The sequence below is a fragment of the Marinobacter sp. CHS3-4 genome, assembly GCF_030053415.1.
In the GTDB taxonomy this organism is placed as follows: domain Bacteria; phylum Pseudomonadota; class Gammaproteobacteria; order Pseudomonadales; family Oleiphilaceae; genus Marinobacter.
Map to the genome: position 1 here is coordinate 1,496,297 of NZ_JASGBJ010000001.1, position 24,230 is coordinate 1,520,526.

A 24,230-nucleotide genomic window follows, 5' to 3' on the forward strand; every position below is an offset into this window, starting at 1 on the left:
CGCACATGGTTAATATTATTGCTGAGGCTGGGAGCAATCATAACGGCTCTGTCCAGCGCGCAATTGAATTAGTCGATTTAGCGAAAAGAGCGGGCGCAGATTCAGTCAAGTTCCAGTTCATTTTTGCCGAAGGCCTCTATCTTCCAGCCTATTTCGATGGCGAGGGTTATGTAGACAATCCAGTGTTTCACGCACGAAAAGACGAGGAACTCTCCCGTGCTGATTGGGAAAAGGTCTGGTCTCATGCCCATTCGAAAGGAATAGATATATCAGCGTCAGTTTTTGACGAGAATGGTGTGGAGCTCCTCGATCATTTGGGTGCATCCTATGTAAAAATCGCTTCCACAGACCTTACCAACCATAAATTGATTGACCTGGTCTGCCAGAAGTTTCAGCGGGTGATTCTAAGCACGGGTATGGCTAGTCTCGCCGAGATCGACGCTGCTTATCAGTTTGTCAGGCAAAGATTCCCCTTGACAGACCTTGAGTTTATGCATTGTGTCTCTTCTTATCCTTGCTCATTGAAGGATGCAAACATTCGCAGAATTGCGATGCTTTCCCATGCATTCGATTGCCCAATTGGCTATTCGGATCATACGGAGGGAGTGGTTTCTGCAGCGATGGCGGTCGTCGAAGGTGCTACCTTTTTCGAAAAACACTTCACGGTCGACCAGACACTGCCAGGCTTTGATCATGCACATGCTTTGAACGAGGACCAATTGGCTGATTACATTGAAACGTTGCACCAATGTGCGAAGGGCGTGAGTGGCCCCGTCAATCAATCAGCAGAAAATGAAAAGGTTACTCGTATCCGCGCTCGTCGCGGCGTCTACGCATCTCGTGATTTGCCTGAGGGCCATACCATTACTGAGGAGGATCTACTCTTCGTTCGCCCTAGCACGGCATACGCCCCAAAAGACCTCAGCGAACTGGTGGGCACCAGGACAAACTCATCGGTCAGTCGTTATCAGGCGGTCGAGCCGGATCGCGGTTTCGCTGGTCCAGGCACTTCAAACTGGCAATCTGCAAAAGATTATTGGCGTGACGAAATGGACGAAAAGGGCATGCAAAGAGAATGATTCAGGGTACTGCCGGTTTTATTTATGCCCGATCTGATTCCAGCCGATTGCCAGGTAAACCCATGTATGAAATTGGCAATCGACGGCTAATAGACATTGTGTTTGCCAGGGCCGGGCGTATTAATGTTGCCGACAATATATTGCTCACGACTGATAGGCCGGTGGATGACGGTCTTGTCGATTACTGTAAGGCGCAGGGATACACGGTGTTTCGTGGAGATGCATTCAACCTCGTGAGACGTACCTTGCAAGCTCTTGAAACCTTCCATTTAGAAGGGTTTGTTCGAATCAATGCCGATTGCCCTCTCCTCGAGCCATCGCTGATAAATATCGGTCTTGCTCAAATGAGCCAGTCTGATGCCTGCGTAAGCAATTTGTTTCACCGATCCTACCCATACGGTATTGCGGTGGAATGCGTCTCTGCTGCGCTGTTTCAGAAACTGGCGTCGTCCGTAGCTGAGGCCGAGAAAGAGCATGTCACCAGCCATCTCTATCGCCTCAGAGAACAGTTTAACCGAATCAGTATGGAAAATTCGGCTGAGAATCAATCTGATGTCAGATTAACCATTGATACACCTGAGGACTATTCTCAGATGTGCCGATTAGCCGCACAGGGCGATATTGTAAGCGATCCCTACTGGAAGCTGTGCGGCATTGGCCAGCCCCAAACTTGCTTGATCCAAGAGACCGCTGGTTATGACGAATGACCAAAATGCTCCTACTTCTTTCGACGAAGCGTTGAAGGTCTTTGAATCCCTTGAAAAAGACGAGGATCTTGCCAGGTGGCAAATCGATGGCGTTCATGTCTGGAAGCTCGTAAGGTTTCCACTTTTCCGTTATTACCGTCTGCTTCATGGGATTGGAAAGTTCCCCCATCCGGAAATCCAGAGGCTTCGAAAGACCCGAGGGCAATTCATAAAAAGCTTTTGGAACCTGTTTGTGTTTCGGAATCCATTTCTGTATCTCAAACGTCAGACAAAGCGCGTCGTCATTCTCCACTCCCGAAAGCAGTTGCAAGACGATAGAGTGATAGAACCTATCTCATCACGCGTCTGGTTATCGGATTCAGGAAACGACAGTTTGATACTTGATCGAACATCTCCCGGAAATACTCCTGCAATAAGGGGCGCCCCAGACAACGATGTGATGGTTTATCTTGGTGCGGCTTTAGGGAAGCTGATCAAACTTAATTTGAGTAGGGAAGACCTGGCACGAATTGATGCCATTAAGCAGGCCTTTGGCGGCGACATGAAAATTAACGGAGTTGGTGTTGCAGCATTCATTGTAAAAGCTGTCAGGGCCTTCAAGGGACAAAGGGCTGTTTATAAGGTCTTTTTTCGGTTGATGAAGCTCAAAGCACTTTACGTGGTTGTGAGTTACGGGCGGGAGGCGCCGATTGCGGCGGCTCAGGAATTGGGAATGGTCACCGCAGAATTCCAGCATGGTTCGATGGATCGGGGGCATCTGGGTTACGATTTCAGGGGCTGGGATTATGTCCCATATTTCCCCTGTCAAATTCTTGTTTGGGGAGAGGCCTGGTACCGCAACTGTGACTTGCCGACAAACTGCAAGGTGAAGGTGGTTGGTGCGCCGCATATGGAAAACGCTATCCTCGAGACGAAAAGGGTCGTTGATAGAAGAGAGAAAAGTCTATTGGTCCTGTCTCAAGGACCTATTCGACAAAAAATAGTGGCCTGCTCAGTCGAATTTGCGCGAGAGCGGCCTGATTGGAACGTCACGATAAGGCCGCATCCTAACGAGTCTTCTAGTGACATTCGCGACGAACTTGACGCACTTGCGGCGGATATTCCAGAAAATATAGAGATAAAATCGTCCAAAAGTTTTGCTGAGGCAAGCAGTTCAGCAAGCGCTGTACTGGGTGTGAACTCAACTGCCTTGATAGAAGCATCACTCGCCGGTTGTGGTGTGGCAATCTTGAGACTTCCAGAGTCTGCGAGCAATTTTAAACCGCTAGTAGACGTTGGCAGTGCATTGATTATTCAAAATGGTGTCGAGCTGGCAGAAAAGGCAGATGAATTACCAGCGGGCTTACCTCGCAATTATTTTTCAGAGCCTGTCGACGATGTCATTGGTTTAGTTGAAGGTTGAGCGCGTCATGACCGGGCCTTCGCTTGTTATCTCGTTTTTAAAAGAATAGGTGTTTCGATGAATAAAACGGCTCTGATTACCGGCGTCACCGGGCAAGATGGTTCGTATCTTGCCGAGTTTTTGCTGGAGAAAGGGTATCAGGTGCACGGTATCAAGCGGCGGGCTTCGTTGTTTCATACCCAGCGTATTGATCATATTTATCAGGACCCTCATGTGGAGCATCAGAACTTTAAACTTCACTACGGCGATCTGACAGACTCTTCAAACCTGACAAGAATTCTGCAGGAAACTCAGCCAGATGAAGTTTATAACCTGGGAGCTCAGTCCCACGTTGCCGTGAGCTTCGAAGTACCGGAATACACGGCAGACGTCGACGCAATGGGAACATTGCGGCTGCTGGAGGCTATCAGATTTCTGGGGCTGGAAAAGAAAACGCGCTTTTATCAGGCTTCAACATCGGAGCTCTATGGTTTAGTGCAAGAAACGCCTCAAAGCGAAACGACCCCTTTTCATCCTCGGTCTCCCTATGCTGTTGCCAAACTGTATGCGTACTGGGCAGTGGTCAATTATCGAGAGGCTTACGGAATGTATGCTTGCAACGGGATTCTGTTTAATCACGAATCTCCGAGGCGTGGCGAAACCTTTGTGACTCGAAAAATTACCCGCGGTTTATCGAATATTGCTCAAGGCCTGGAGAACTGCCTATACATGGGCAATATTGATGCGCTACGGGATTGGGGACATGCAAAAGATTACGTGCGCATGCAGTGGCTGATGTTGCAACAAGATGAGGCTGAAGATTACGTGATCGCGACTGGCGTTCAGTATTCGGTTCGGGATTTTATTATTTGGTCAGCGAAGGAACTGGGGATCAGTTTGCGATTTGAGGGAGAAGGCGTTGAAGAGCGGGCGGTGGTTGAAGCGGTCACCGGTGATAAGGCGCCTGCCGTAAGCGTTGGAGATGTCATTATGCAAATTGACCCACGTTACTTCCGTCCTGCAGAGGTGGAGAGTTTGCTAGGGGATCCGAGAAAAGCGCGGGCGAAACTCAACTGGGTGCCAGAGATTTCGGCGCAAGAAATGTGCGCAGAAATGATCTCCCACGATCTCGAGTATGCGCGGCGTTCTGCATTGCTTCGTAGGCATGGGTTTGACATACCGGTTACGCTGGAGAACGGATAATGTCAAACCAAGCTCCACGTATATTTGTGGCTGGCCACAATGGAATGGTTGGGTCCGCCATTGTCCGGCACCTTGAATCTCTGGGACACTCAAACATTGTTACCCGTTCGCATTCTCAACTCGATCTAAAGGATATGCATCAGGTGCAGTCCTTTTTTCTCGAAGAGAAGATTGATCAGGTCTATCTTGCCGCTGCGAAAGTGGGTGGTATCCACGCCAATAACTCTTTCCCGGCGGAATTTATCTACGACAACTTGATGATAGAGCTGAACGTGATTCACTCCGCTCATTTGGCGGGCGTCCAGCAACTGTTGTTTCTTGGGTCTTCTTGTATTTATCCAAAATTTTCGCAGCAACCTATGCGAGAAGATGCACTGCTTACAGGTGTTTTGGAGCCAACCAACGAACCCTATGCCATCGCCAAAATTGCCGGCATAAAACTGTGCGAGAGCTATAACCGGCAGTATGGACGCGACTATCGATCCGCTATGCCAACGAACCTATATGGCAAAAATGATAACTTCCATCATGAAAACAGCCATGTCATTCCAGCTATGATGCGTCGTTTTCATGAAGCGAAAGAAACTGGCGCCGAGGAAGTGACTGTCTGGGGCAGTGGTGAGCCAATGCGCGAGTTCCTGCATGTGGATGACATGGCCGATGCCAGCGTCTTTATAATGAATTTGAATCACGAAAAGTACGCGGATAACACCCAGCCCATGCTTTCCCACATTAATATTGGTACCGGCGTCGATTGTTCCATCCGGGAATTGGCCGAGACAATGAAGCGTGTTGTGGGGTTCGACGGGGAATTGGTTTTTGACACGAGTAAGCTTGATGGCACTCCTCGTAAATTAATGGACGTATCTCGATTGAAAGCGTTGGGCTGGGAAGCAGACACAACTCTGGAAAAGGGGTTAAAGGATACGTACCGGTGGTACAAGGACAATATCAATAATCTTCGGGATTAGATAAACCAACGGCCAGTTAGACCTATTATCTCGACATTTTGGATTTTAACTCGTTAACCCTCTGACTCCGAGGCGGCTTTGAACAAAAGGCTCTGCATTATCGTCCCCGTCTACAACGACTGGTGGCGCGTCGAAAAAAATCTCCCCTTGTACAAGGACTTGATTGACCAATACGGAGACGAGGTCGATCTGATCTTCGTGGACAACGGGTCGGCCCATGTGCCCGCATTCGGTCAAAGCTGGTTCTCGGTACTGATCTGTGAAAAGCCGGGCTCTTATTCCGCTAGAAATTTTGCGCTTGCACGCGTAGCCAGTGACTATGAGTATTTTGCGTTCACCGACGCCGACTGCATCCCGTCGCAAGATTGGATACCCCGCATCCTGCGATGGGCACGCCAGGGGTTTGATTTGCTGGCCGGAGACGTTCAGATATTCGCCGAGACTGACAGGCAGACGTTTGTCGAGTCTTACGACATGATATTCGGCCTTCCACAGAAAAGGTACGTGAGCAATGGCTATGCGGTGACGGCGAATTTAACGGTGTCCGCGAAGGTGTTCAACGCCATTGGTCACTTTAACGATTCCCGATTCAGTGGTGGGGATGCAGAATTGTGTCGCAGGGCCACAAGAAACGGCTTTCGTCTGGAATTTGATGAAGGCGCTCTGGTTTATCACCCAGCCAGAATCAGCTCGAAAGAAATTATTCAGAAGATAAGAAGGGTCACCGGGGGGCAAACTGGCAACGGGTCACTCAAGCGGCGGCTGCTGTTTCTGTTTTTTAACTTCCTGCCGCCCATACGGGCCTATAAAATGCTTGCGGACAGCCGGAAGGATTTGTCTTTTTCTGCCAAATTCAAAGCGTTTGTCGTACTGACCTGGCTGTGGCCCGTCAGGGCTTATCAGTCGGTGAAGTCTTTACTTCACGGGCCGGATGTCAGGTAGCATGCGAATCATTTACCTCCACCAATACTTCAACACTCCAGCCATGTCCGGCGGTACCCGCTCCTACGAGATGGCGCGCCGGATGGTCGTAGCGGGACACGAAGTGCAGATGGTCACCAGTTACCGCGAACCGGACTCCGATAAAACCAGCTGGTATCAAAGCGAGGAATCCGGAATCCAGGTGCATTGGTATCCCGTGCCTTATTCAAACCATATGGGGTTCATGCAGCGGATCAAAGCCTTCTTTTCATTCGCCATGGCCGCTCGCAAAAAGGTGCTGGAACTGGACGGCGATGTCATATTCGCCACCAGCACGCCTCTGACCATTGCGCTACCGGCGGTTCCTGCCGCCAAAAAGAAACGGATTCCGATGGTGTTTGAGGTGCGCGATCTCTGGCCGGAAATGCCCATTGCCGTCGGTGCGTTGAACAATCCGCTGTTGCGCTTTGCCGCCCGCAAACTGGAGCATTGGGCTTATCACAATTCTCAGGCGGTCGTCGCGTTATCACCCGGGATGAAGGAAGGTGTGGTCCAAACGGGGTATCCCGCAGAGCGCGTCGCGGTCATCCCCAACAGCAGCGATCTGGACGAGTTTCAGCATGATGACAAGGCTGCCGCCGGTTTTCGCGCTGAACGTGAGTGGTTGGGTGACAAGCCACTGTTGGTTTATGCGGGCACGTTTGGCCCCACCAATGGCATAGGGTACCTGGTTGAACTGGCCAGGGAGCTGCAATCGCTGGACTCCGATATCCGAATTCTGGCCGTCGGCGATGGCGCCGAGCGTGACAAGATTATGGCAGAGGCCAGGGCGGCGGGTGTTCTGGGCTCAAACCTGTTTATTGAAGACAAACTGCCAAAATCACAAATCCCGGCCATGCTCAGTGCCGCAACGGTGTCATCGGCGATCTTCGTTGATCTGCCAGAAATGCGACGTAACTCCGCCAACAAGTTTTTCGATGCGTTGGCTTCCGGTACCCCGGTTATGCTCAACTACGGTGGCTGGATGCACGAACTGGTGGCAAAGCATCAGTGTGGGCTTTCCATGTGGGGCAAATCAGTCCCGCAGGTAGCACAGGAGCTTGAGCAGGCAGTGCACGATGCAACATGGCTGGAAAGCGCCGGCAAGGCGGCAAGGCAACTGGCAGAGAGCCACTTTGCCAGGGATGATCTGGCTGAACAGTTGATATCCGTATTGGCGGCGGTGGTCGATGGACACCCGGAAAAAGCAGCGACAGTGGCGCCCGGCGACTATGGGGTCAGCAGTGCTTAAACGTTTGATCGATCTTACCAGTGCTGTCATCGGTCTACTGTTGCTGTGGCCACTGATCCTGCTGATCTCTGCCATCGTGCGGGTGAAGCTGGGGGCGCCCGTGTTTTTTCGTCAGCAACGTCCCGGCCTGGGGGGTAAGCCTTTTGAAATGATCAAGTTTCGCACGATGAAAGACGCGGTCGATGAACAAGGCAATCCACTGCCGGATTCAGAGCGCCTGACCACTTTCGGTCGTTTTCTGCGCGCCACCAGTCTGGATGAATTGCCAGAACTGTGGAACGTGCTAAAAGGTGACATGAGCCTTGTGGGCCCGCGACCGCTGCTTATGGAATATCTGCCGCTCTACTCGGCGCGGCAGTACCGTCGCCACGAAATGCGGCCAGGCATTACAGGCTGGGCCCAGGTAAACGGCCGGAACGCGATTTCCTGGCAAGAAAAGTTTGAGCTGGACGTCTGGTACGTGGACAACCATTCAGTGTGGCTGGATATCAAGATTCTGTTTCTAACGCTGCAAAAGGTTCTGGTGAAAGAAGGTATCAGCGGCGAGGGAGAAGAAACCATGTCCAAATTTACCGGGAATAAAGACTGATGCACCTGGCCATTCTCGGAGCCTGCGGCCATGGGAAGGTCGTGGCCGATGCTGCACTTGCGTCCAGCTGGCAGGCCGTGACCTTCTTTGACGATGCCTGGCCGGACTTGACGGAAAACGGCCCCTGGCCCGTTGAGGGAGACACCGCCGCACTGCTTGAACGTCTGGGAGACTTTGATGGCGTGGTGGTTGGCATCGGAAACAACCAGATTCGTGCAGACAAGCAAACCCAATTATTGGACGCCGGGGCAAGCCTTGTGAGCGTTGTTCACCCGACAAGCGTGATCAGTTCATACGCCTCCATTGGCCCTGGCTGTGTGCTGTTTGCCAACAGCGTGGTGAACGCCGGCGCGTCCATCGGTAGCGGCGCTATTGTGAACACCGGTGCCGTGGTAGAACATGATTGCCAGGTGGGTGATTTCGCCCACATCAGCCCCAACGCCGTCTTGGCCGGGGGCGTTTCGGTGCAACAGCGTGCCTGGGTGGGCGCCTGTGCGTCGGTAAAACAACTGTTAACCATTGGTCAAGCGTCCATCGTTGGTATGGGCGCGGTGGTCGTAAAAGATGTGCCTGCGGGCACCACCGTCGTTGGTAGCCCGGCGAAAGCGATAAAAACCTGAACCCTTACATCAGATTGAGTACTGAATGCTGAACGGACCTTTTTCAAGCTGGCCCGCCTATACCGAAGAAGAGGCCGATGCCGTGCGGGATGTCCTCCTGTCCAACAGGGTGAATTACTGGACAGGCACCGAATGCCGAGAATTCGAGCGGGAATTTGCCGAATTTTCGGGCACAGACTATGCCGTCGCCGTTGCAAATGGCACCGTTGCGCTCGACCTGGCATTGAAAGGTCTTGGCATCGGCGAGGGCGACGAGGTGATCGTCACGGCCCGAACCTTTTTGGCGTCTGCTTCGTCCATTGTGAACTCAGGCGCGCGGCCGATCTTTGCGGATGTGGACAGGGATTCGCAGAACCTCTCCGCCGCCACGGTTGCCCCGCTTATTACCCCAAGAACCCGCGCTATTGTTGCCGTTCACCTGGCAGGCTGGCCGTGTGACGTGGACAGCCTCAACGAACTGGCCTGCCAGAACGGGCTTTCCATCATCGAAGACTGCGCCCAGGCACATGGCGCCGAATACAAAGGCAAACCGGTGGGCTCTTTGGGGCACGTTGCCGCCTGGTCCTTTTGTCAGGACAAAATCATGACCACCGGGGGCGAGGGCGGCATGGTTACCACCAACGACAAAGCCTTGTGGTCCCGCATGTGGTCCTATAAAGATCACGGCAAAAGCTGGTCAGCCGTTTATGAACGGGAGCATCCGCCAGGGTTCCGGTGGCTCCATGAATCGTTTGGCACCAACTGGCGCATGACGGAAATGCAGGCTGCCATCGGCCGCATTCAACTCAAGCGCATGCCCGGCTGGTCCGCACAGCGGAACAGTCATTGCGACGCAATCTGGGATGCTGCGCGCAGCACCAAGGGCTTGAGGGTTCCTGACATACCCGCCGATATTCACCATGCAGGTTACAAGTGCTATCTGTTTGTAGAGCCAGAGCAACTGAAACCAGGCTGGAACCGTGACCGCATCCAACAAACCATCCAGGAGCACGGCGTTCCCTGCTTTTCCGGCTCCTGTTCCGAAATCTATCTGGAAAAGAACTTCCAGGATGCCGGGCTGGCCCCGTCGCATCGGTTACCGGTTGCCAAAGAGCTGGGCGAAACCAGCTTGATGTTCCTTGCTCACCCAACGCTGACTCGTGAAGAGATTCAGTTGACTTGCGACACCTTGCGTAAAGTAATGGAAGAGGCCGCCGCGTGAATCTGGAACGTCTCAAGAAGAAGCTTGGCCTTCACGCGTTTTTCTCGCTTCCCCGATTCCAGAAGCGAATCATTTCGGTGTGCTCCGATCTGGTCGGCCTCTCCGTGTCTTTCTGGGCAGCCTACGCCTTGCGTTTGGATCAACCCACCTGGTTTCCCGACGAGTCGCAGGCAGTCACGGCACTGGCATCTTTTGTCGTCACCATCCTGGTATTCATCAAACTGGGCCTTTACCGGGCCGTTATCCGATATCTGGGTGACAAAGCGCTGCTTACCATCGTTTACGGTATTGTGATTTCATCCCTGGCCGTGATTCTTTTCGGCTACCTGTTTCAGGCCTTTGTTCCCCGTTCGGTTCCCATCATCTATGGTGTGCTGGCATTTTTATTCGTTGGTGGTTCCCGGTTAAGCATACGGATGCTGGTAAGGCGGCCATTGAAGTTGCTCAAAGAGCCCGTTGCCATTGTGGGCGTGGGTGACACCGGGCTGCAGCTGGCTTCAGCGCTGGAACAGGGCGGCCATTTCAACCCGGTGGTCTTCGTCTCGCTGGAAAAGCGGCATCATCGCTCCCTGATCAACGGGTTGCCCGTGATTGCAATCGACAACGTTGAACAGCAGCTTGCCTCTTACAAGGTTCAGCGCGTCCTACTTGCACTAGACCCAGACCCGACCATCGACAGAAAGTCGCTACTGGCTAAGCTGGAAACCGTGACCGTACCCGTTCAAACCGTACCGTCAGTTTCAGAGGTGATTGCGGGCCAGGCCAAGATCAGCGAAATACGAGACCTTGAAATCGAGGACCTGTTGGGGCGCGATCCGGTAGCGCCAGACTCGGACTTGATCGCGAAAAGCCTTCAGGGCAAACAGGTGTTGGTCACGGGCGCAGGTGGATCCATTGGCTCCGAACTGTGTCGACAGGTCATCCGCCATCGACCCAAAACGCTGATATTGCTCGACCATTCCGAATTTGCCCTGTACGCCATCGATCAGGAACTTCAGGCCATCATCCAAAACAACTTTCTGGATGTGGAAGTGCATGCGCTGCTGGGCAGCGTCACGGATCGCCAGCGTTGCCAAACCGTCTTCAAATCCTACCAGGTTCATACGGTTTATCACGCCGCCGCCTACAAGCATGTGCCGCTGGTGGAACACAACTGCGTTGAGGGTGTGCGGAACAACGTCTTTGGCACCTACTTTATGGCCGAAGCGGCTATCCAAGCCGGGGTGGAGCGTTTCGTTCTGGTCTCCACAGACAAAGCCGTGCGACCCACCAATGTCATGGGCGCCAGCAAACGGGTGGCTGAATTGGTGCTTCAGGGCCTGGCCGAGCGAGACCACGACACCGTCTTCTCCATGGTGCGTTTTGGCAACGTGTTGGGCTCTTCCGGATCCGTCGTGCCTCTGTTTCGGCGCCAAATTCGGGAGGGCGGGCCGGTCACCGTCACCCATCCCGATGTTATCCGCTATTTCATGACCATTTCCGAGGCCAGCCAGCTGGTGCTTCAGGCCGGCAACATGGGGCAGGGCGGCGAAGTCTTCGTTCTGGACATGGGTGAGCCCGTTAATATTGCCAGCCTGGCCCGAAAAATGATTCACCTGATGGGCCTGCAGGAAAAAAGCGCCCAGCATCCGGAAGGCGACGTGGAAGTGCGTTATACCGGATTGCGCCCGGGGGAAAAGCTTTACGAGGAACTGCTGATCGGCGATAACCCGATCGGCACAACCCACCCAAGGATCATGATGGCCAGGGAGCGTTCGCTGCATTGGCAAGGCGTTGAAAAGCTTATTGAGGAACTTGAGGCTGCCTGCAGGGCACAGGATATTCCACAGCTATTGCGGGTTCTTCAAAACGCACCCACGGACTTTATCCAGCGTCAGCCAGAACCAGGGCTGGCCTTGCAATAGTTCGTCTCGTTTCTATTTAACAAGGTTTAACCGGGGCAAGGCCGGTGCGCCAGATTCGGTGAGGTTTGTAATTTGCTTGTAACGCCATTTCCCGTAAACTTCGTCACAAATCTGACATACACCATTCACAACCTGACAGGGACAGAGTCGGTGTGCGAACGCCTGCCGTTTATCCCCCTCTTACGCCCTGCGAAAGACAACTCAATTCTATGACCTCAAAACACTTGGCCCTGGTCGGTGGGGCGGTAGCGTGCCTGGCCGCAGTATTTGGTGCCTCGATTGCCCAGGCTTCCCCCTGGCTGGAACCCGGAGACAACCAGGCCCGCTTTGCCCTTCAGAAACTGGCAGACAGGGGCCACCTTGACCGTACCGTCTCTACCTGGCCGGTCATGATGGGGTCTGTAAAAGGCGCCCTGAACGGGAATTCCATTGCCAGTGATGCGCCCGCCGTCGGCAGTGCCAGGGCCTACCTGAATTTTGAGATGGACCGGCAAGGGTCACCCGGCTGGCGTGCAGAATACGAACTTGCGGCCGTTTCCGAACCCACCTTCGTGCGTGACTTTCAGGCAGCGCCCAGAGAAAACGGCGTTACCAGCTTGAATCTGCAATGGCAGGGCGAGGCCCTGGCTTTGGGCCTGAAACCCACCTTCGCCGCCAACCCGGAAGACGACCAATCCTACCGCCTGGACGGATCCTACATCGCCGGAACCGCTGGCAATTGGGTGGTCGGCGCTGGAGCCATCGACCGCTGGTGGGGGCCGGGCTGGCAAAGCAGCCTGATTCTGTCCAACAACGCCAGGCCCCTTCCCGCTGTCTGGATTAACCGCAAAGACGCCACCGCGCCGGAAAGCGATTGGCTGGAATGGGTTGGCCCATGGGATTTCACGGTGTTCGCTGGTCAGCTGATAGACGATCGCGTTATTCCAAGGGCAAAACTGATCGGTATGCGCCTGACTCTGCGGCCCATTGAAGGCCTGGATATAGGCTTCTCGCGCGCCATTATGCTGGGCGGTCAGGGGCGTTCGGAAGGGGTTTCTACGTTATGGAAGGCGTTCATTGGAGATGACAATGACACCGAGTCCGAGCAGCCGGGCAACCAACTGGGCAGCATCGATATACGTTATGGTTTCGGGCTGGGTGAGCAATCTCTTGGCTTTTACACTCAAATCATGGGCGAAGACGAAGCAGGTTACGCCCCCGCCAAGAAATCCTGGCTGCTGGGCGTGGACGCCACCAGCCAACTGATGGACAGCGACCAGCAGTGGTTCTTCGAGTTCAGCAACACCCTGGCCGACGACATTCTGGGGGATGTGAGCACCAACGTAGCCTACGAACACAGCCAATACAGAACCGGTTACCGTTACAACGGTCGCAACATGGCGTCCACCTTTGAAGGCGACGCAGAATCTTTTACCGTTGGTGTCTTTAATTTCTTTCCTGAAGGACAAAATCTGTCGGCCGCTGTCAGCTATATGGACCTGAACATAGACGGCACAAATAACACGGTAATCACCGCCGACGACGTTTTTTACAACATCCCGAGCGACAATCAACAGGTTGCCTTGTTGTCTTTGGGGTACGGAACACAGTTCCTGAACGGCTGGCTGGACCTGACTGCCCAGGCAACCGATAAAAAGATAAAATTCCTGAGCGGCGAGAAGGACCAGTGGTCTGTCGGCGCCGCCTGGCGCTATCGTTTCTAAAACCGGATTGACCAAGTGAAACTTAACAAGCAGCTTTTAATAGCACTGACGTTCGTATGGCCCGCAAGCGTGGCGGCGCAATCCATTAGCCCTTCCCAAATCGAGCAATTCAAGAACATGCCCAGGGCCCAGCAGGAAGCCCTGGCCAGCCAATACGGCGTAGACCTGGATACCATTGCCGGGTCAACAGGTTCGCAGAATCAGCGGCCTCAAAGTGTGGATGTGATCGATCCAATCAGGAACGAAGCAGAACAGCAGAAAAAAGCGCGGGAAGAAGCAGCAAAAGAACAAGAGTTGGCAAGGAAGAACGACGGGCTGAGGCCCTTCGGCTATGACTTGTTCGCCGGCAGCCCGACCACCTTCGCCCCCGTCACCGAAATTCCCATTCCCAACAATTACACCCTTGGACCAGGGGACGTGTTGCGGGTTCAGCTCTGGGGCAAGGAAAATCAGCAGCTGGAGCTGCCCATTTCACGGGATGGCACCATCAGTTTCCCTCAGTCCGGCCCACAAACCGTCGCCGGGCTGAGCTTTGACGAAGCGCGGCAACAGATCAAAAAGCGCGTGTCCGAGCAATACATTGGTGTGCAGGCCAGCGTCACCCTTGGCGAGTTGCGCAGTATGCGGGTATTCGTCCTGGGTGAAGCGAGAAACGCCGGTTCCTACACCGTCAGCTCTCTCTCTACCATCACCAACGCCCTGTATGTTTCGGGTGGTATCCAGCCCAACGGTTCTTTGCGCCGTATCCAGCACAAGCGCGACGGCGAACTGGTCGGCGAACTGGATCTTTATGACCTGCTGTTGGCCGGCGACACATCGAACGACAGCCGCCTGCAACCTGGCGACGTCATTTTCATCCCCGCGGTTGGTGACCGGGTAGGCATTGACGGCGAAGTCTACCGGCCTGCCCTCTACGAACTGAAGGGCAAAACCAATCTACAAGAGTTGGTAAAGCTCGCCGGTGGATTGACGCCGCAGGCCTATCCCCAGCTTGTCAGAATCGAGCGCAATAATGACGACTTCCTGCGGATTATTGCCGAAGCCAATCTGACCATCCCGAAAGGCCGGAATGCCGCCGTGAAACCGGGCGACAGAATTGAAGTGGCCTCCATCTCAGACATTACCGGGCAATACGTGGAAGTGAAGGGCGCCGCGACACGTACGGGCAAGTTTGCGTGGGTGCCGGGTATGCGCGTGAGCTCGGTGATTAAAAACCTCGACACCGATCTAGTGCCGGCGGCGGACGAACGCTATGCAGCCATCGTCCGCACGGATCGGGAAACTGATCAGGTGAGTGTTCTGAACGTAAGGCTGAGCGAGGCCGTTCGAAACTCAGGCGGGCCGCAGGACCTATTGCTGCAGGAAGAAGATCAACTCCTGATTTTTTCAGACGCGGGTAAAGTCGAAGGCGGAGAAGAGGGGCGGAATTTCACCCGTGAGGCGTTGTTCGAACCAGTTCTGCAACGCTTGAAGGCGCAGGCAAGGCCGGGCGCACCCCAGCAAACGATCCAGATTACGGGGCCTGTGCGATACCCCGGCGAATACCCGCTTCCTGCGTCCAAGAGAGTAGCCGACGCGATCTATGTCGCCGGTGGCTTGAAAGACTCAGCATCCCTCTACACGGCCGAATTAGCCCGCTTTGGCGTAGATGAAACCGGCAATGGACAAACCAGTATCCTGGATCTGGACCTTCAAGACGTAATGAAAGGCCAAGCCTCTGTTGCATTGCAAAGCCGTGACAGGCTGTTGATCAAATCCATTCCGGAGTTTGCCAAAACAAAGACCATTCAACTGGAAGGCGAGGTCCGCTATCCCGGCGAATACACCATTCGCGATGGCGAGACTCTAGCTGAAGTTCTTCAGCGTGCTGGCGGATTGACCACCAATGCTTTTCCTGAGGGCGCAGTCTTCACACGCGAAAAACTGAGGCGGCTTGAGGCCCAGCGGCTGCAGGAAGCCGAGGAGCGACTTCAGGGCGACCTGTTAGGTGTTCAGCTTGAAGGCGATGACCTGGGAGGGAAGAGCGCCGAGCGAACCGACCAGGTAAAAGATTTGCTGGAGGACGTGCAGGATGCCCGCCCGGTTGGCCGAATGGTTATTGACCTGGCCGCCGTTGTCTCTGATGAGGAATACCAGCCTATTAGCCTACAGGATGGTGACTCGCTGACCATTCCGGGCATCCCCCAATCGGTGAGCGTGTTTGGCGAAGTGCAGTTCCCAACCAGCCATCTACATACAGAAGGGCTCACCGTTGACGACTATCTCAACCGCAGTGGCGGCCCAACACGACAGGCTGACGAAAGCAGGGTCTATGTGGTGAGAGCGGATGGTTCTGTGATGTTGCCGGAGGAAAGTCGTTGGTTTGGTGGTCGAAGCCAGCAGTTGGCGCCTGGTGACACGATCATCGTGCCTATTGATGTGGACAGGCTGAATCAGTTGGAGCTTTGGACCAACGTAAGCCAGATCGTTTATCAGATTGCTTTGGGGGCTGCGGCCGTGGGGAATCTGTGATGAGCCAAGTATATGATTCCAAACCTAATCCGAACGAGATAGTAAACCTTCGTGAGCTTTTCGCAACTCTTTGGCGCGGAAAGTGGATTATCATTGCTACCACATTCACCTTTGCTGTAGGCGGTGTTTTTTATGCGCTCAGCAAACCAGACGTATACCAAGCCAGTGTGTTGTTGGCACCTACACAGGACGAAGGAAGGCGAAATATCGGCGGGCAGCTCGGAGGTTTGGCGAGCTTGGCGGGTATTAATATTGGCAACGCCGGAGCGAACCAAACAGTAATGGCTAAAGAAGTGCTCCTGTCACGCTCTTTCCTGACAAACTATATTCATCGTCATGAACTTATGGTTCCCCTGATGGCTACAGAAGCTTGGGATTCGGAAAGTGGAAAATGGGTCATAAACAGAGAGGTCTATAATCCCGACACCGAAGAATGGATGATGAACCACGAAGGTGAAAGCCTAAAACCCAACGACTGGGACTTAGTAAAAGCCCTCAAAGTAAAGCTTAGCGTATCGGAAAGCAAAGACACCGGCATGGTCAGTCTAAGCGTTAAAAGTCAGGCACCTCCAGTGGCAAAGCAGTGGGCAGAGTGGCTCGTAAAAGATATCAACGAACATATGCGCAAGCAGGATGTATTAAAGTCCGAGGCCCGTATCGATTACCTGAAAGCGAAGTTAAGTGAAACCAACATTGCCGATATGAGGAAAGTTTTCTATCAGTTAATAGAGAACGAAACCCGCACTGTGATGCTTGCTAGCGCTCAACAAGAATACGTATTTGAAACCGTCGATCCCGCAGTTGTACCACGAGAAAAAAGCGGACCTAAAAGAACGCTGATAGCAATTATAGTTACAATATTGGGCGCAATCATTGGCATCCTCATTGTGCTAATCGTGACTTTTGTCGTTTATCCAAAAACCTCTAATGGAAAAGTTTATTACGAGGATGTGAATTGAATTCAGAGCCACGTAAATAGTAATAGAGTAGCAGAAAAATTTGGATGCGTTCCCATTTTAGCTAGAAACGACCAACAATCAATAGATTTTAATCGCAACAACCAAGACCATTTACGCAAATCAACCAACAAGGGACTGCGCTGTAACACATCTGCTATGAGTGACCGATGCCTCAGAATATGGAAAAATTTTGAGTTTGTTCGGAAAGCATGAATGATGGCAAAACGAATGTTATCGTCGGCGTTATTTTTAAAATCAACAAATCAAAAAACCAACAAAATCACGGGTTGAAGTGAAAAAAACTTACCTATTAAGCTTTGTCTCGCAAATATTAAATACTGGAACGCTATATTTCATAACACCAATTGTTGTGTCTTCAGTTTCAATAGACTCCTACTATTTAGTAGCTCTGTTCAACGTATTTTTGTCGGCGTTCATGTTGCTAGATATCGGATTCGCGCCCTTAGCCACAAGATTTATATCTGGAAACGAAATACCCAGCACGCAAAAGCCCGCATTTTTTAGGCGGATACTTAACATATCACTATGTATCTACGTATTAGGGGCAACGGCCTTTTTCCTTTTCGCTCAGAAAATAACAGATAATACAGAACTGAAAGGCCTTATCTTGATAATGTATTGTTTTGGCTTCGTTCTTACCGCGTTAAACGCGCTTATCCTTGCCGAAGTCCAAGCGCGAAAGAAGTTTAATTTAGTTTTCACATCTGCTTCTTGTATCTCGGTTGTGAGGATATCCGGTGTTATATTATGCTTTGTTTACCTTGATCTGGGCATACTTTATTACTTTTTGGTAATTAATATATCTTTAATTGCGTCTTTGGTCATGCTTCTGATCCGAGATAGAGATTTCTTAGTCAAAGTCCGAGAAAAGCTTGTCCTGCCTTTCAATCCAAAAATCGTTGTGAAATACGCTTTGTACAGTTCGGCTGCTGGGTTTCTATCTTTCGCATTCCTGCAAACAGATAAATTTATACTGCTGAATTATTTAACGGATGCCGAATATTCTGTATACACATTGTGCGCAATGGCTGCTGTAATTCCTTCTTTATTAAACAAACCAATAATAAACGTACTTTTTCCAAGCTACAACGACCTTTATACAAGACTTAAAAAAGAAGAATTTTTTAACTACTTCAAAAACTCGACAAAAGTCCATTACGCACTATTTTTAACATTATATATTGCTTTAGGGTTTAATTTAAAACTAATATATGATCTATGGCTGCCGACAGTCGAAATAGAGCGTTCTTATTTAGAAGTTTCGTTAATCCTCTTATCCGGGGCAATTTTCCAGAGCCTGTCGGCACCTTACTATTATCTCAATCTATCAAAAATGTTAAATGTTAAAAATATTAAAATATCATGCGTTAATCTAGCGGTATATATTTTGATAATCTCATTCAATTATCATCAAATTGGGCCCTATGTTGTTTCCCTGGCCTGGTTGTCTGTATCTTTTTTGCAGTATTGTTATCTTTATTTGATTTCGGGTCAGCGTTTATTAATAATGGGGATGCGAAGTATAATTGTATTTTTATTATTTGGATTGAATATGGCCATTGAAGAGACGAACGAATTAACAAATTTGACCGTGAGTATAGTACTCATTGTGAGCCTTTTCCTTTTAAATGTTCGCGAAGTAAGAAAGCTAATTAGTGAGGCCAATACATGAAGTTGTCGATTCTTGTGCCAACACATAATCGTTATAGATACCTGCTATCTTTAATTGAGTATTTCTGCGAGTTGTCAATACAAGGAGTCGAGCTTGTGATTCAGGACTCTTCGGAGGATAATTCCGAAATATTAAGGTATCTTAATGACTTCCCTGATAATGAAATAAGTTATTATCATAATACAAGTCCGAAAAATATAACGCATAACTTTGAAAATGGCGTGGCGAACTGCAAAGGCCAATACATATGTGCGATTGGAGATGATGATTCATTTACCCCGCAGATAATTGACTTGGTGGATTACTGTCAGAAAAATAACATATGCTCAGTGAATATAAGACCGAGAGTCCATTACTTGTGGCCAGACTCTACCAGTAGATCATTGTTTCTAAAAAAGAGCCTGGGAGGATCATTCCTATGTCGACAAATGACCAGTGACTACGTAGTTACCAGTACCAAAAGCGAAATTGAGAAATTTCTGACGAACGGGTGCTGTGGATATTTAGACTTTGATTTTGGGAAGCTTTATCATGGCTTGGTAAAACGTTCGATACTTGAAGAGATAAAGGCAATACGGGGTTCTTACTTTTCAGGCATATCTCCAGATATCGATTCCGCTATTGCAATCAGTTTGGTAGCCGAAAAAATTCTCGTTACTCAGCAACCTTATACGATTCCTGGGCACGGTTTCGCCGCAGAGCAAACCCACCATGTTTCAGGAGCGCATTTAAGAGATCTATCAAACGCACCACATTTTCGTGGCAGGCAAGGCTATGAATGGGACCAAAGGATACCCTTTCTTTGGGTGGGAGAGACCATCTGGGCGGAAACTGCATTAAAATGTCTAAACAGTTTAGGTTATTCAGCAAGTGTTTTTGATCCTGTTCCTCTTTATGCTTTGATTCTTGCTAAATATCGGGGATTAGAGGCAGCCGTTACTGATCATGTAAAGCAATTAGGTAACCGAAGCCAAGTTCGACCGATTTATTTCAAAGCAATTTATTTAAAATTAAACATTGTTTTTAAAAAAATTAAAAACAGATTACAGAGAATTATTTTTCCAAACTTTATTGTAGAAGTTTTTTCTGTTCCGACGACCTCCGCATGTGCTAGACGTGTCTCCAAACTGGGGTGGATATGGAAGTCGTAGCTTTCTCTGAACTTAGTGAACAACCTAAAAAGATATGCAATTATGAATATGGTTTATTTAAGTTTGTTTACATTGATAATTCGGGTTGCAAGGTTTATATTGCATCGAATTTCGATGAAATAATCGCTATTGTAAATAATTTTGATATAAATACTTTTGGATTATCGAGTATTATTCAGAATTCGGTAGCGATTCCACCTCAAACAATATACAAAGACGTGTACATATTGCCTTTTAGCTATGGAATCCAAGTAGGGTTTCTTGGAAACGTTATTTCGGTTAAGACGATTAGAGAAACTTGCCTAGTTAAGGAGTTCTTGTCCTTCGGGGAACAGAAATTTGATTCAAGAACCTTCGGCGAATTGATGTCAAATTCGGTAAGGAATCAATTCAATAAAAGTAGTGGTGTTCTGCTACATAGCGCTGGGAAAGATAGCAACTGCATTGCCATAGCGTTAGCAGAAAACGGATATCAAAATGACGTCGAATTCCTAAGCTTTAAATCTGCACAAAACGATGAAAGCGCTATTTCAAAAAAGATCGCTTATAAACTAGGTTTCAAGCATCATACTATATCTCTCTCACAAAATAGTCGTCTCAACTTTAAGACTTATCGATCGACTTTTGAAGAATTCTATCAAAATGTGCCATTCTTTACCTTTGATATGTTGCCCTTGATGGCGGTGTTTCACAGCAACGTTGGATTGACTGAAAAAACTATCTTCGATGGGATGGGAAACGACTTTTACATGGGCCATATTCCATCTAGACGTGAAATTCAACGTTATCTATTCACAAAGTATCTCCCCCTGTATAGGCTTCCTTTACTTAGAAGAATTCTGCCGACTAAATATAAAAAGTATGTGTCTTCGCCGACGGAGTGTATGGGATTCCCTGGGCTTACCTACGCTGATGCAATAAAGCTTTTTCCACAAGCAGAAAATACATTTTACGATGTAAACGGTTTGTTTAATCAAGGAGGTGTCAGAGGCTATATCGAAAATCGAGCGAATATCAGAGGTCTAGTTATTGATACTCTTGTTTTCTCTTTCAAAAGTATTAACGCGGCGAGCGTGTATAACGCAGAGGCAAGCTTCCCTTGGGTCGACAAATATTTAGTTAACTATATGAATGGATTAGCGCCTAATGAATTATACGATCTTTCGAATTATAGAAATAAACTCTGTTTGAGAACGTATCTTAAACAAAAACTAGGCCTTGACTCAGACCAAATGGGTAAGATGCCCGCTGGTTTTAAGCCTTCTGACTTTTATTCTGAGGAGATGTTAGGGGAAATATTTGAATGTGAGAGCTTTTCTTCTTCTTATATAAGAAAGATGTCTAACGACAAGGAATTTATATCTGAGATCTATTTTTTAGCGCTGTGGTTGAACCGGAATAAATATGCACAGCGCGTATAAGTACCACATCGTCTGCATCGGTTTTTTTGGCCTTATATCAACATTGGCAATGGGATCGCTGTACGGTCACACAGTTTATTTATTTCTACCTTTCGAATTAATCGCTCAAATAGCAGTTGCAGCGCTTTTCGGGTTTCGAAAGGATATTTTAGTCTATATTTTTTTATATTATTGCTTATTCAAACTACTGACATTCTTAGTTGGAGCGTCGACATATATCAATCTAGACGTCTTTCAAGCCACGAAGGATTCTACAAGATATTACATTCCAACTGTCCTCTATAACTCGCTGTCAGAACTAATTTATACGCCACGTGATAATAAACTTCCTTTAGTATACTTCAAGCTTTGGAGCTCATTATCTGAATTAATTTCGACACCAATCGAATATGTCTTAAATTTTTCGAATTTCATTATAAGCCAATTATCAGTTATAATAGTACTCGTATTACTTAAGAGCCTTGGATACAGCCAAAACTTTATTCATTTGGTCCTGATATCTGTTTTCTTAGCGTTTTGCATAAATCTTACTTGGTTAGCGGTACTGCGCGATTCTTTTGCTCTTTTTGTTACCTCCGTGCTGTTCGTTGCAAGTATCAACTTTCTAATAAACAGAAATATCACTTTATATTTAGCCTTGGCTGCTCTTGGCCTCTTACTAATGTGGCATATTCGTCTAGAAGCGATTCCTTTGTACATCCTATTAGTACTAGCGCCATTCTGCTTGTTAAGCGTAGACCGCTTCGGATGGACTCCAGTTATATTTATCAGCTTCGTTTTCGGATGCGCTATCTTAATACTGTATCGAGAACAAGTGATGGTTTATATGTCCCTGGTTGAACTGGCAAATAGTAAGTATTTGGCTTTTTCATTAGCCGAATCCGACTCGGATTCTCTCGGCATTAAATATGTGTTAACTCAGCCTTTCTATATCAGAGCTTTTACAGGTTTGGCAATGCTGATTGTTCAGCCAGTCTCCGCTACTTTCTTATACAGTTTTCCAACCAACGAATACGATTTAAGCATATTTCTAAATAGTTTCTTTAAAATCACGTTTTTTCCTTTTGCACTGATTGCTTTTTTTCATCCACTTTCCTTCTTTTCCGATGTTGCTTCTAAATCTGTTATCAGAATTTCTCGAATTTTCCTATTCGCGGGAACGTTTTCTGTAATATTCACGTCAATGGAGGATCGGCATTTCATGCCGTTCTATTTAGCTCTTATTTGCTTGGCGATTTTTGGGCTAAAAATTTTTAAAGCTCATCACGGGTTAACTAAAAATGTTCTTAATTGTTTTTTGATAGCTTGGTTCGCTTCGATCACACTTTTAAATATTTCTATTTTGATATTGAGGCTGTAAATGGGAAAACGTTTTGCATTTGTCACAAATCGCATATCGCATCCAGGCGGAGCCGAGAAATCAATTCATGAGCTTGCAGTCAGTCTCGTCGATAAAGGACATTCTGTTGTTTTGATCAGTATATATAGTCGAGACTTTGAAGTTGATGACTCATATATAAGCGCGTTAATGAGTGCTGGGGTTGAAGTACGGTTCGCTGGCGTTAGTAGATCGCTACGCTTAATATTATTTCCTCTGGTTTTGTTACGTATTATTCGATATCTTTCATCTCAGGACTACGTGGAATGCTCATTATTAATGCCGTCGATCTATTTATTAATGTGCAATTTTGTTATGAAGCGCAAAATTCTTTTCGGAATTAGGATGGTTTACCGTAAGAAATACGAAAATAAATTTAGTCATTTAATTTACAAAATTCTCGTGCGATGGCATATCTCTCGCGATAGATTAGTCGTTTATGCTATTTCTAATTTCGCGGCGAATAAATTTCTAGACTATATCGGTATATACCGGACCAGTATTTCCATTGTTTACAATTCTGTTAATGTACCGGAAACTTGTTCGGGTCGTAATGATTTAATTCAGCTCCTGGGACTCGACGAAACAAAAAAGTATTTTATGTATTGTGGTAGGCTCACGCGTTATAAAAATGTTTTGAACCTAATAAATGCTTTTAGGAAGTTCCAAGAAGTCCGTCTTGGGAGCGATTATGGCCTGATACTGGTTGGCGGAGTTGATGATAGTGTGGTGAGTAAAAATGATACATGGGGTAGTTCTAGGGTATTAGAGGGATCTCATGGTGACATCATTTTCACTGGTCGCGTCTCTAATGTGCATCTCTATTACGCGGTTGCTGAAGCGTTGGTACATCCTTCGCTTACTGAGGCCTTTGGGAGAACTGTTCTGGAAGCTTTTGGACATTCGTTGCCGGTCATTTTAAGTGATGTTGACGCTCTACCGGAAATAGCTGAAGGCGGTGGCGTAATTTTTTTCGATCCTCATGATGTGGATTCAATTAAGTCGGCACTTTTAAAATTTGCGAGTCTAAATAAAGCACAGATTCAGGTTTATAAAAATCGTTCTGCGGAAAGATTTAAAGAGTTTAACTTGGAAAAGCGCACTTGTCTGATGTTGGATCTGTTTCAGAGAGCGAATTAGTTCATATCAAATTCGTTCTCTACGTTATCACAAGAAAAGTGTTTTTGTCTTTTTATTTTAGGTTGAGGTTCTCCGCTGACGATCTGTGTTCATGAAATGAGCAAAGAGGTCACTTTTTGATCGAAACAAAATATCCAAGATGATTTGCTGTTTTTAAAGTTTGGTTGTTTTAAGTTTAGGTTAGGTGAATGTATTTTTACAGACTTAAAATTTTTTAAATAAGTTAATATCGGTATTTGGGTTAATAAATTTGACATTTCGTAAATAAAGCGATATCAAATGTTTTCCGGCATAAAACTTCAGTTCGAATACAAAAATTTGTCTGTCGAACTAAATAAAAATTTATTCTAACCCGAAGTTTATATATGCATTAAACCGATTTTTGATTATTTTTAATAATTGTTTCC

19 protein-coding genes are annotated in these 24,230 nt (G+C 48.5%); all 19 read left to right on the top strand.

Going from position 1 to position 24,230, the window contains the following annotated elements; all coding sequences use genetic code 11:
* Positions 1–5 precede the first annotated feature (5 nt).
* The 19 genes from QLQ17_RS06945 (at position 6) to QLQ17_RS07035 (ending at position 23,823) form a co-directional block, all read left to right on the top strand.
* Complete coding sequence (locus QLQ17_RS06945; protein ID WP_283208816.1) at positions 6–1,079, top strand: N-acetylneuraminate synthase family protein; 1,074 nt, start codon at positions 6–8, stop codon at positions 1,077–1,079.
* Positions 1,076–1,786 (top strand): cytidylyltransferase domain-containing protein, encoded by a 711-nt coding sequence (locus tag QLQ17_RS06950; RefSeq protein ID WP_283208817.1) that lies wholly within the window; start codon positions 1,076–1,078, stop codon positions 1,784–1,786. Before QLQ17_RS06945 ends, QLQ17_RS06950 begins: the two co-directional genes overlap by 4 nt.
* Positions 1,776–3,188 carry a hypothetical protein gene (locus QLQ17_RS06955; RefSeq protein WP_283208818.1) on the top strand — a complete coding sequence of 471 codons (1,413 nt, stop codon included), beginning with the start codon at positions 1,776–1,778 and terminating at the stop codon, positions 3,186–3,188. The genes QLQ17_RS06950 and QLQ17_RS06955 overlap by 11 nt, the downstream gene beginning before the upstream one ends.
* A 57-nt stretch (positions 3,189–3,245) precedes the next feature.
* Positions 3,246–4,370 carry a GDP-mannose 4,6-dehydratase gene (gmd, locus tag QLQ17_RS06960; protein ID WP_283208819.1) on the top strand — a complete coding sequence of 375 codons (1,125 nt, stop codon included), beginning with the start codon at positions 3,246–3,248 and terminating at the stop codon, positions 4,368–4,370.
* Positions 4,370–5,341, top strand: coding sequence for a GDP-L-fucose synthase (gene fcl, locus QLQ17_RS06965; RefSeq protein WP_283208820.1), 972 nt, complete (start codon positions 4,370–4,372; stop codon positions 5,339–5,341). Before gmd ends, fcl begins: the two co-directional genes overlap by 1 nt.
* Positions 5,342–5,419: 78 nt before the next feature.
* The gene (locus QLQ17_RS06970; protein WP_283208821.1) at positions 5,420–6,283 is read left to right on the top strand and encodes a glycosyltransferase family 2 protein; all 864 of its coding nucleotides are present in this window, start codon (positions 5,420–5,422) and stop codon (positions 6,281–6,283) included.
* A 1-nt stretch (position 6,284) separates the two neighbouring features.
* Positions 6,285–7,553, top strand: a complete 1,269-nt coding sequence (locus QLQ17_RS06975; RefSeq protein WP_283208822.1) for a glycosyltransferase family 4 protein — start codon at positions 6,285–6,287, stop codon at positions 7,551–7,553.
* On the top strand, positions 7,546–8,142 hold the full coding sequence (locus tag QLQ17_RS06980; RefSeq protein WP_283208823.1) for a sugar transferase: 597 nt from the start codon (positions 7,546–7,548) through the stop codon (positions 8,140–8,142). Before QLQ17_RS06975 ends, QLQ17_RS06980 begins: the two co-directional genes overlap by 8 nt.
* Positions 8,142–8,762 (top strand): acetyltransferase, encoded by a 621-nt coding sequence (locus QLQ17_RS06985; RefSeq protein ID WP_283208824.1) that lies wholly within the window; start codon positions 8,142–8,144, stop codon positions 8,760–8,762. The genes QLQ17_RS06980 and QLQ17_RS06985 overlap by 1 nt, the downstream gene beginning before the upstream one ends.
* Positions 8,763–8,787: 25 nt before the next feature.
* Positions 8,788–9,963: a DegT/DnrJ/EryC1/StrS family aminotransferase gene (locus tag QLQ17_RS06990; protein WP_283208825.1), complete on the top strand. Its 1,176-nt coding sequence runs from the start codon at positions 8,788–8,790 to the stop codon at positions 9,961–9,963.
* Positions 9,960–11,867, top strand: coding sequence for a nucleoside-diphosphate sugar epimerase/dehydratase (locus QLQ17_RS06995; RefSeq protein WP_283208826.1), 1,908 nt, complete (start codon positions 9,960–9,962; stop codon positions 11,865–11,867). Before QLQ17_RS06990 ends, QLQ17_RS06995 begins: the two co-directional genes overlap by 4 nt.
* Positions 11,868–12,076: 209 nt before the next feature.
* Entirely contained in the window at positions 12,077–13,570 is a 1,494-nt protein-coding gene (locus QLQ17_RS07000) for a capsule assembly Wzi family protein (RefSeq protein ID WP_283208827.1), read from the top strand.
* A 15-nt stretch (positions 13,571–13,585) separates the two neighbouring features.
* Complete coding sequence (locus tag QLQ17_RS07005) at positions 13,586–16,081, top strand: SLBB domain-containing protein (RefSeq protein WP_283208828.1); 2,496 nt, start codon at positions 13,586–13,588, stop codon at positions 16,079–16,081.
* Positions 16,081–17,040 (top strand): Wzz/FepE/Etk N-terminal domain-containing protein, encoded by a 960-nt coding sequence (locus tag QLQ17_RS07010; RefSeq protein WP_283208829.1) that lies wholly within the window; start codon positions 16,081–16,083, stop codon positions 17,038–17,040. Before QLQ17_RS07005 ends, QLQ17_RS07010 begins: the two co-directional genes overlap by 1 nt.
* Before the next feature lie 436 nt (positions 17,041–17,476).
* Entirely contained in the window at positions 17,477–18,733 is a 1,257-nt protein-coding gene (locus QLQ17_RS07015) for a lipopolysaccharide biosynthesis protein (protein ID WP_283208830.1), read from the top strand.
* Positions 18,730–19,884, top strand: a complete 1,155-nt coding sequence (locus QLQ17_RS17165) for a glycosyltransferase family 2 protein (protein WP_502867356.1) — start codon at positions 18,730–18,732, stop codon at positions 19,882–19,884. The genes QLQ17_RS07015 and QLQ17_RS17165 overlap by 4 nt, the downstream gene beginning before the upstream one ends.
* On the top strand, positions 19,872–21,305 hold the full coding sequence (locus tag QLQ17_RS07025) for an asparagine synthetase B family protein (RefSeq protein ID WP_283208832.1): 1,434 nt from the start codon (positions 19,872–19,874) through the stop codon (positions 21,303–21,305). The genes QLQ17_RS17165 and QLQ17_RS07025 overlap by 13 nt, the downstream gene beginning before the upstream one ends.
* Before the next feature lie 826 nt (positions 21,306–22,131).
* Positions 22,132–22,665, top strand: a complete 534-nt coding sequence (locus QLQ17_RS07030) for a hypothetical protein (RefSeq protein WP_283208833.1) — start codon at positions 22,132–22,134, stop codon at positions 22,663–22,665.
* On the top strand, positions 22,666–23,823 hold the full coding sequence (locus QLQ17_RS07035; RefSeq protein ID WP_283208834.1) for a glycosyltransferase: 1,158 nt from the start codon (positions 22,666–22,668) through the stop codon (positions 23,821–23,823).
* The last annotated feature ends 407 nt before the right edge of the window (positions 23,824–24,230 follow it).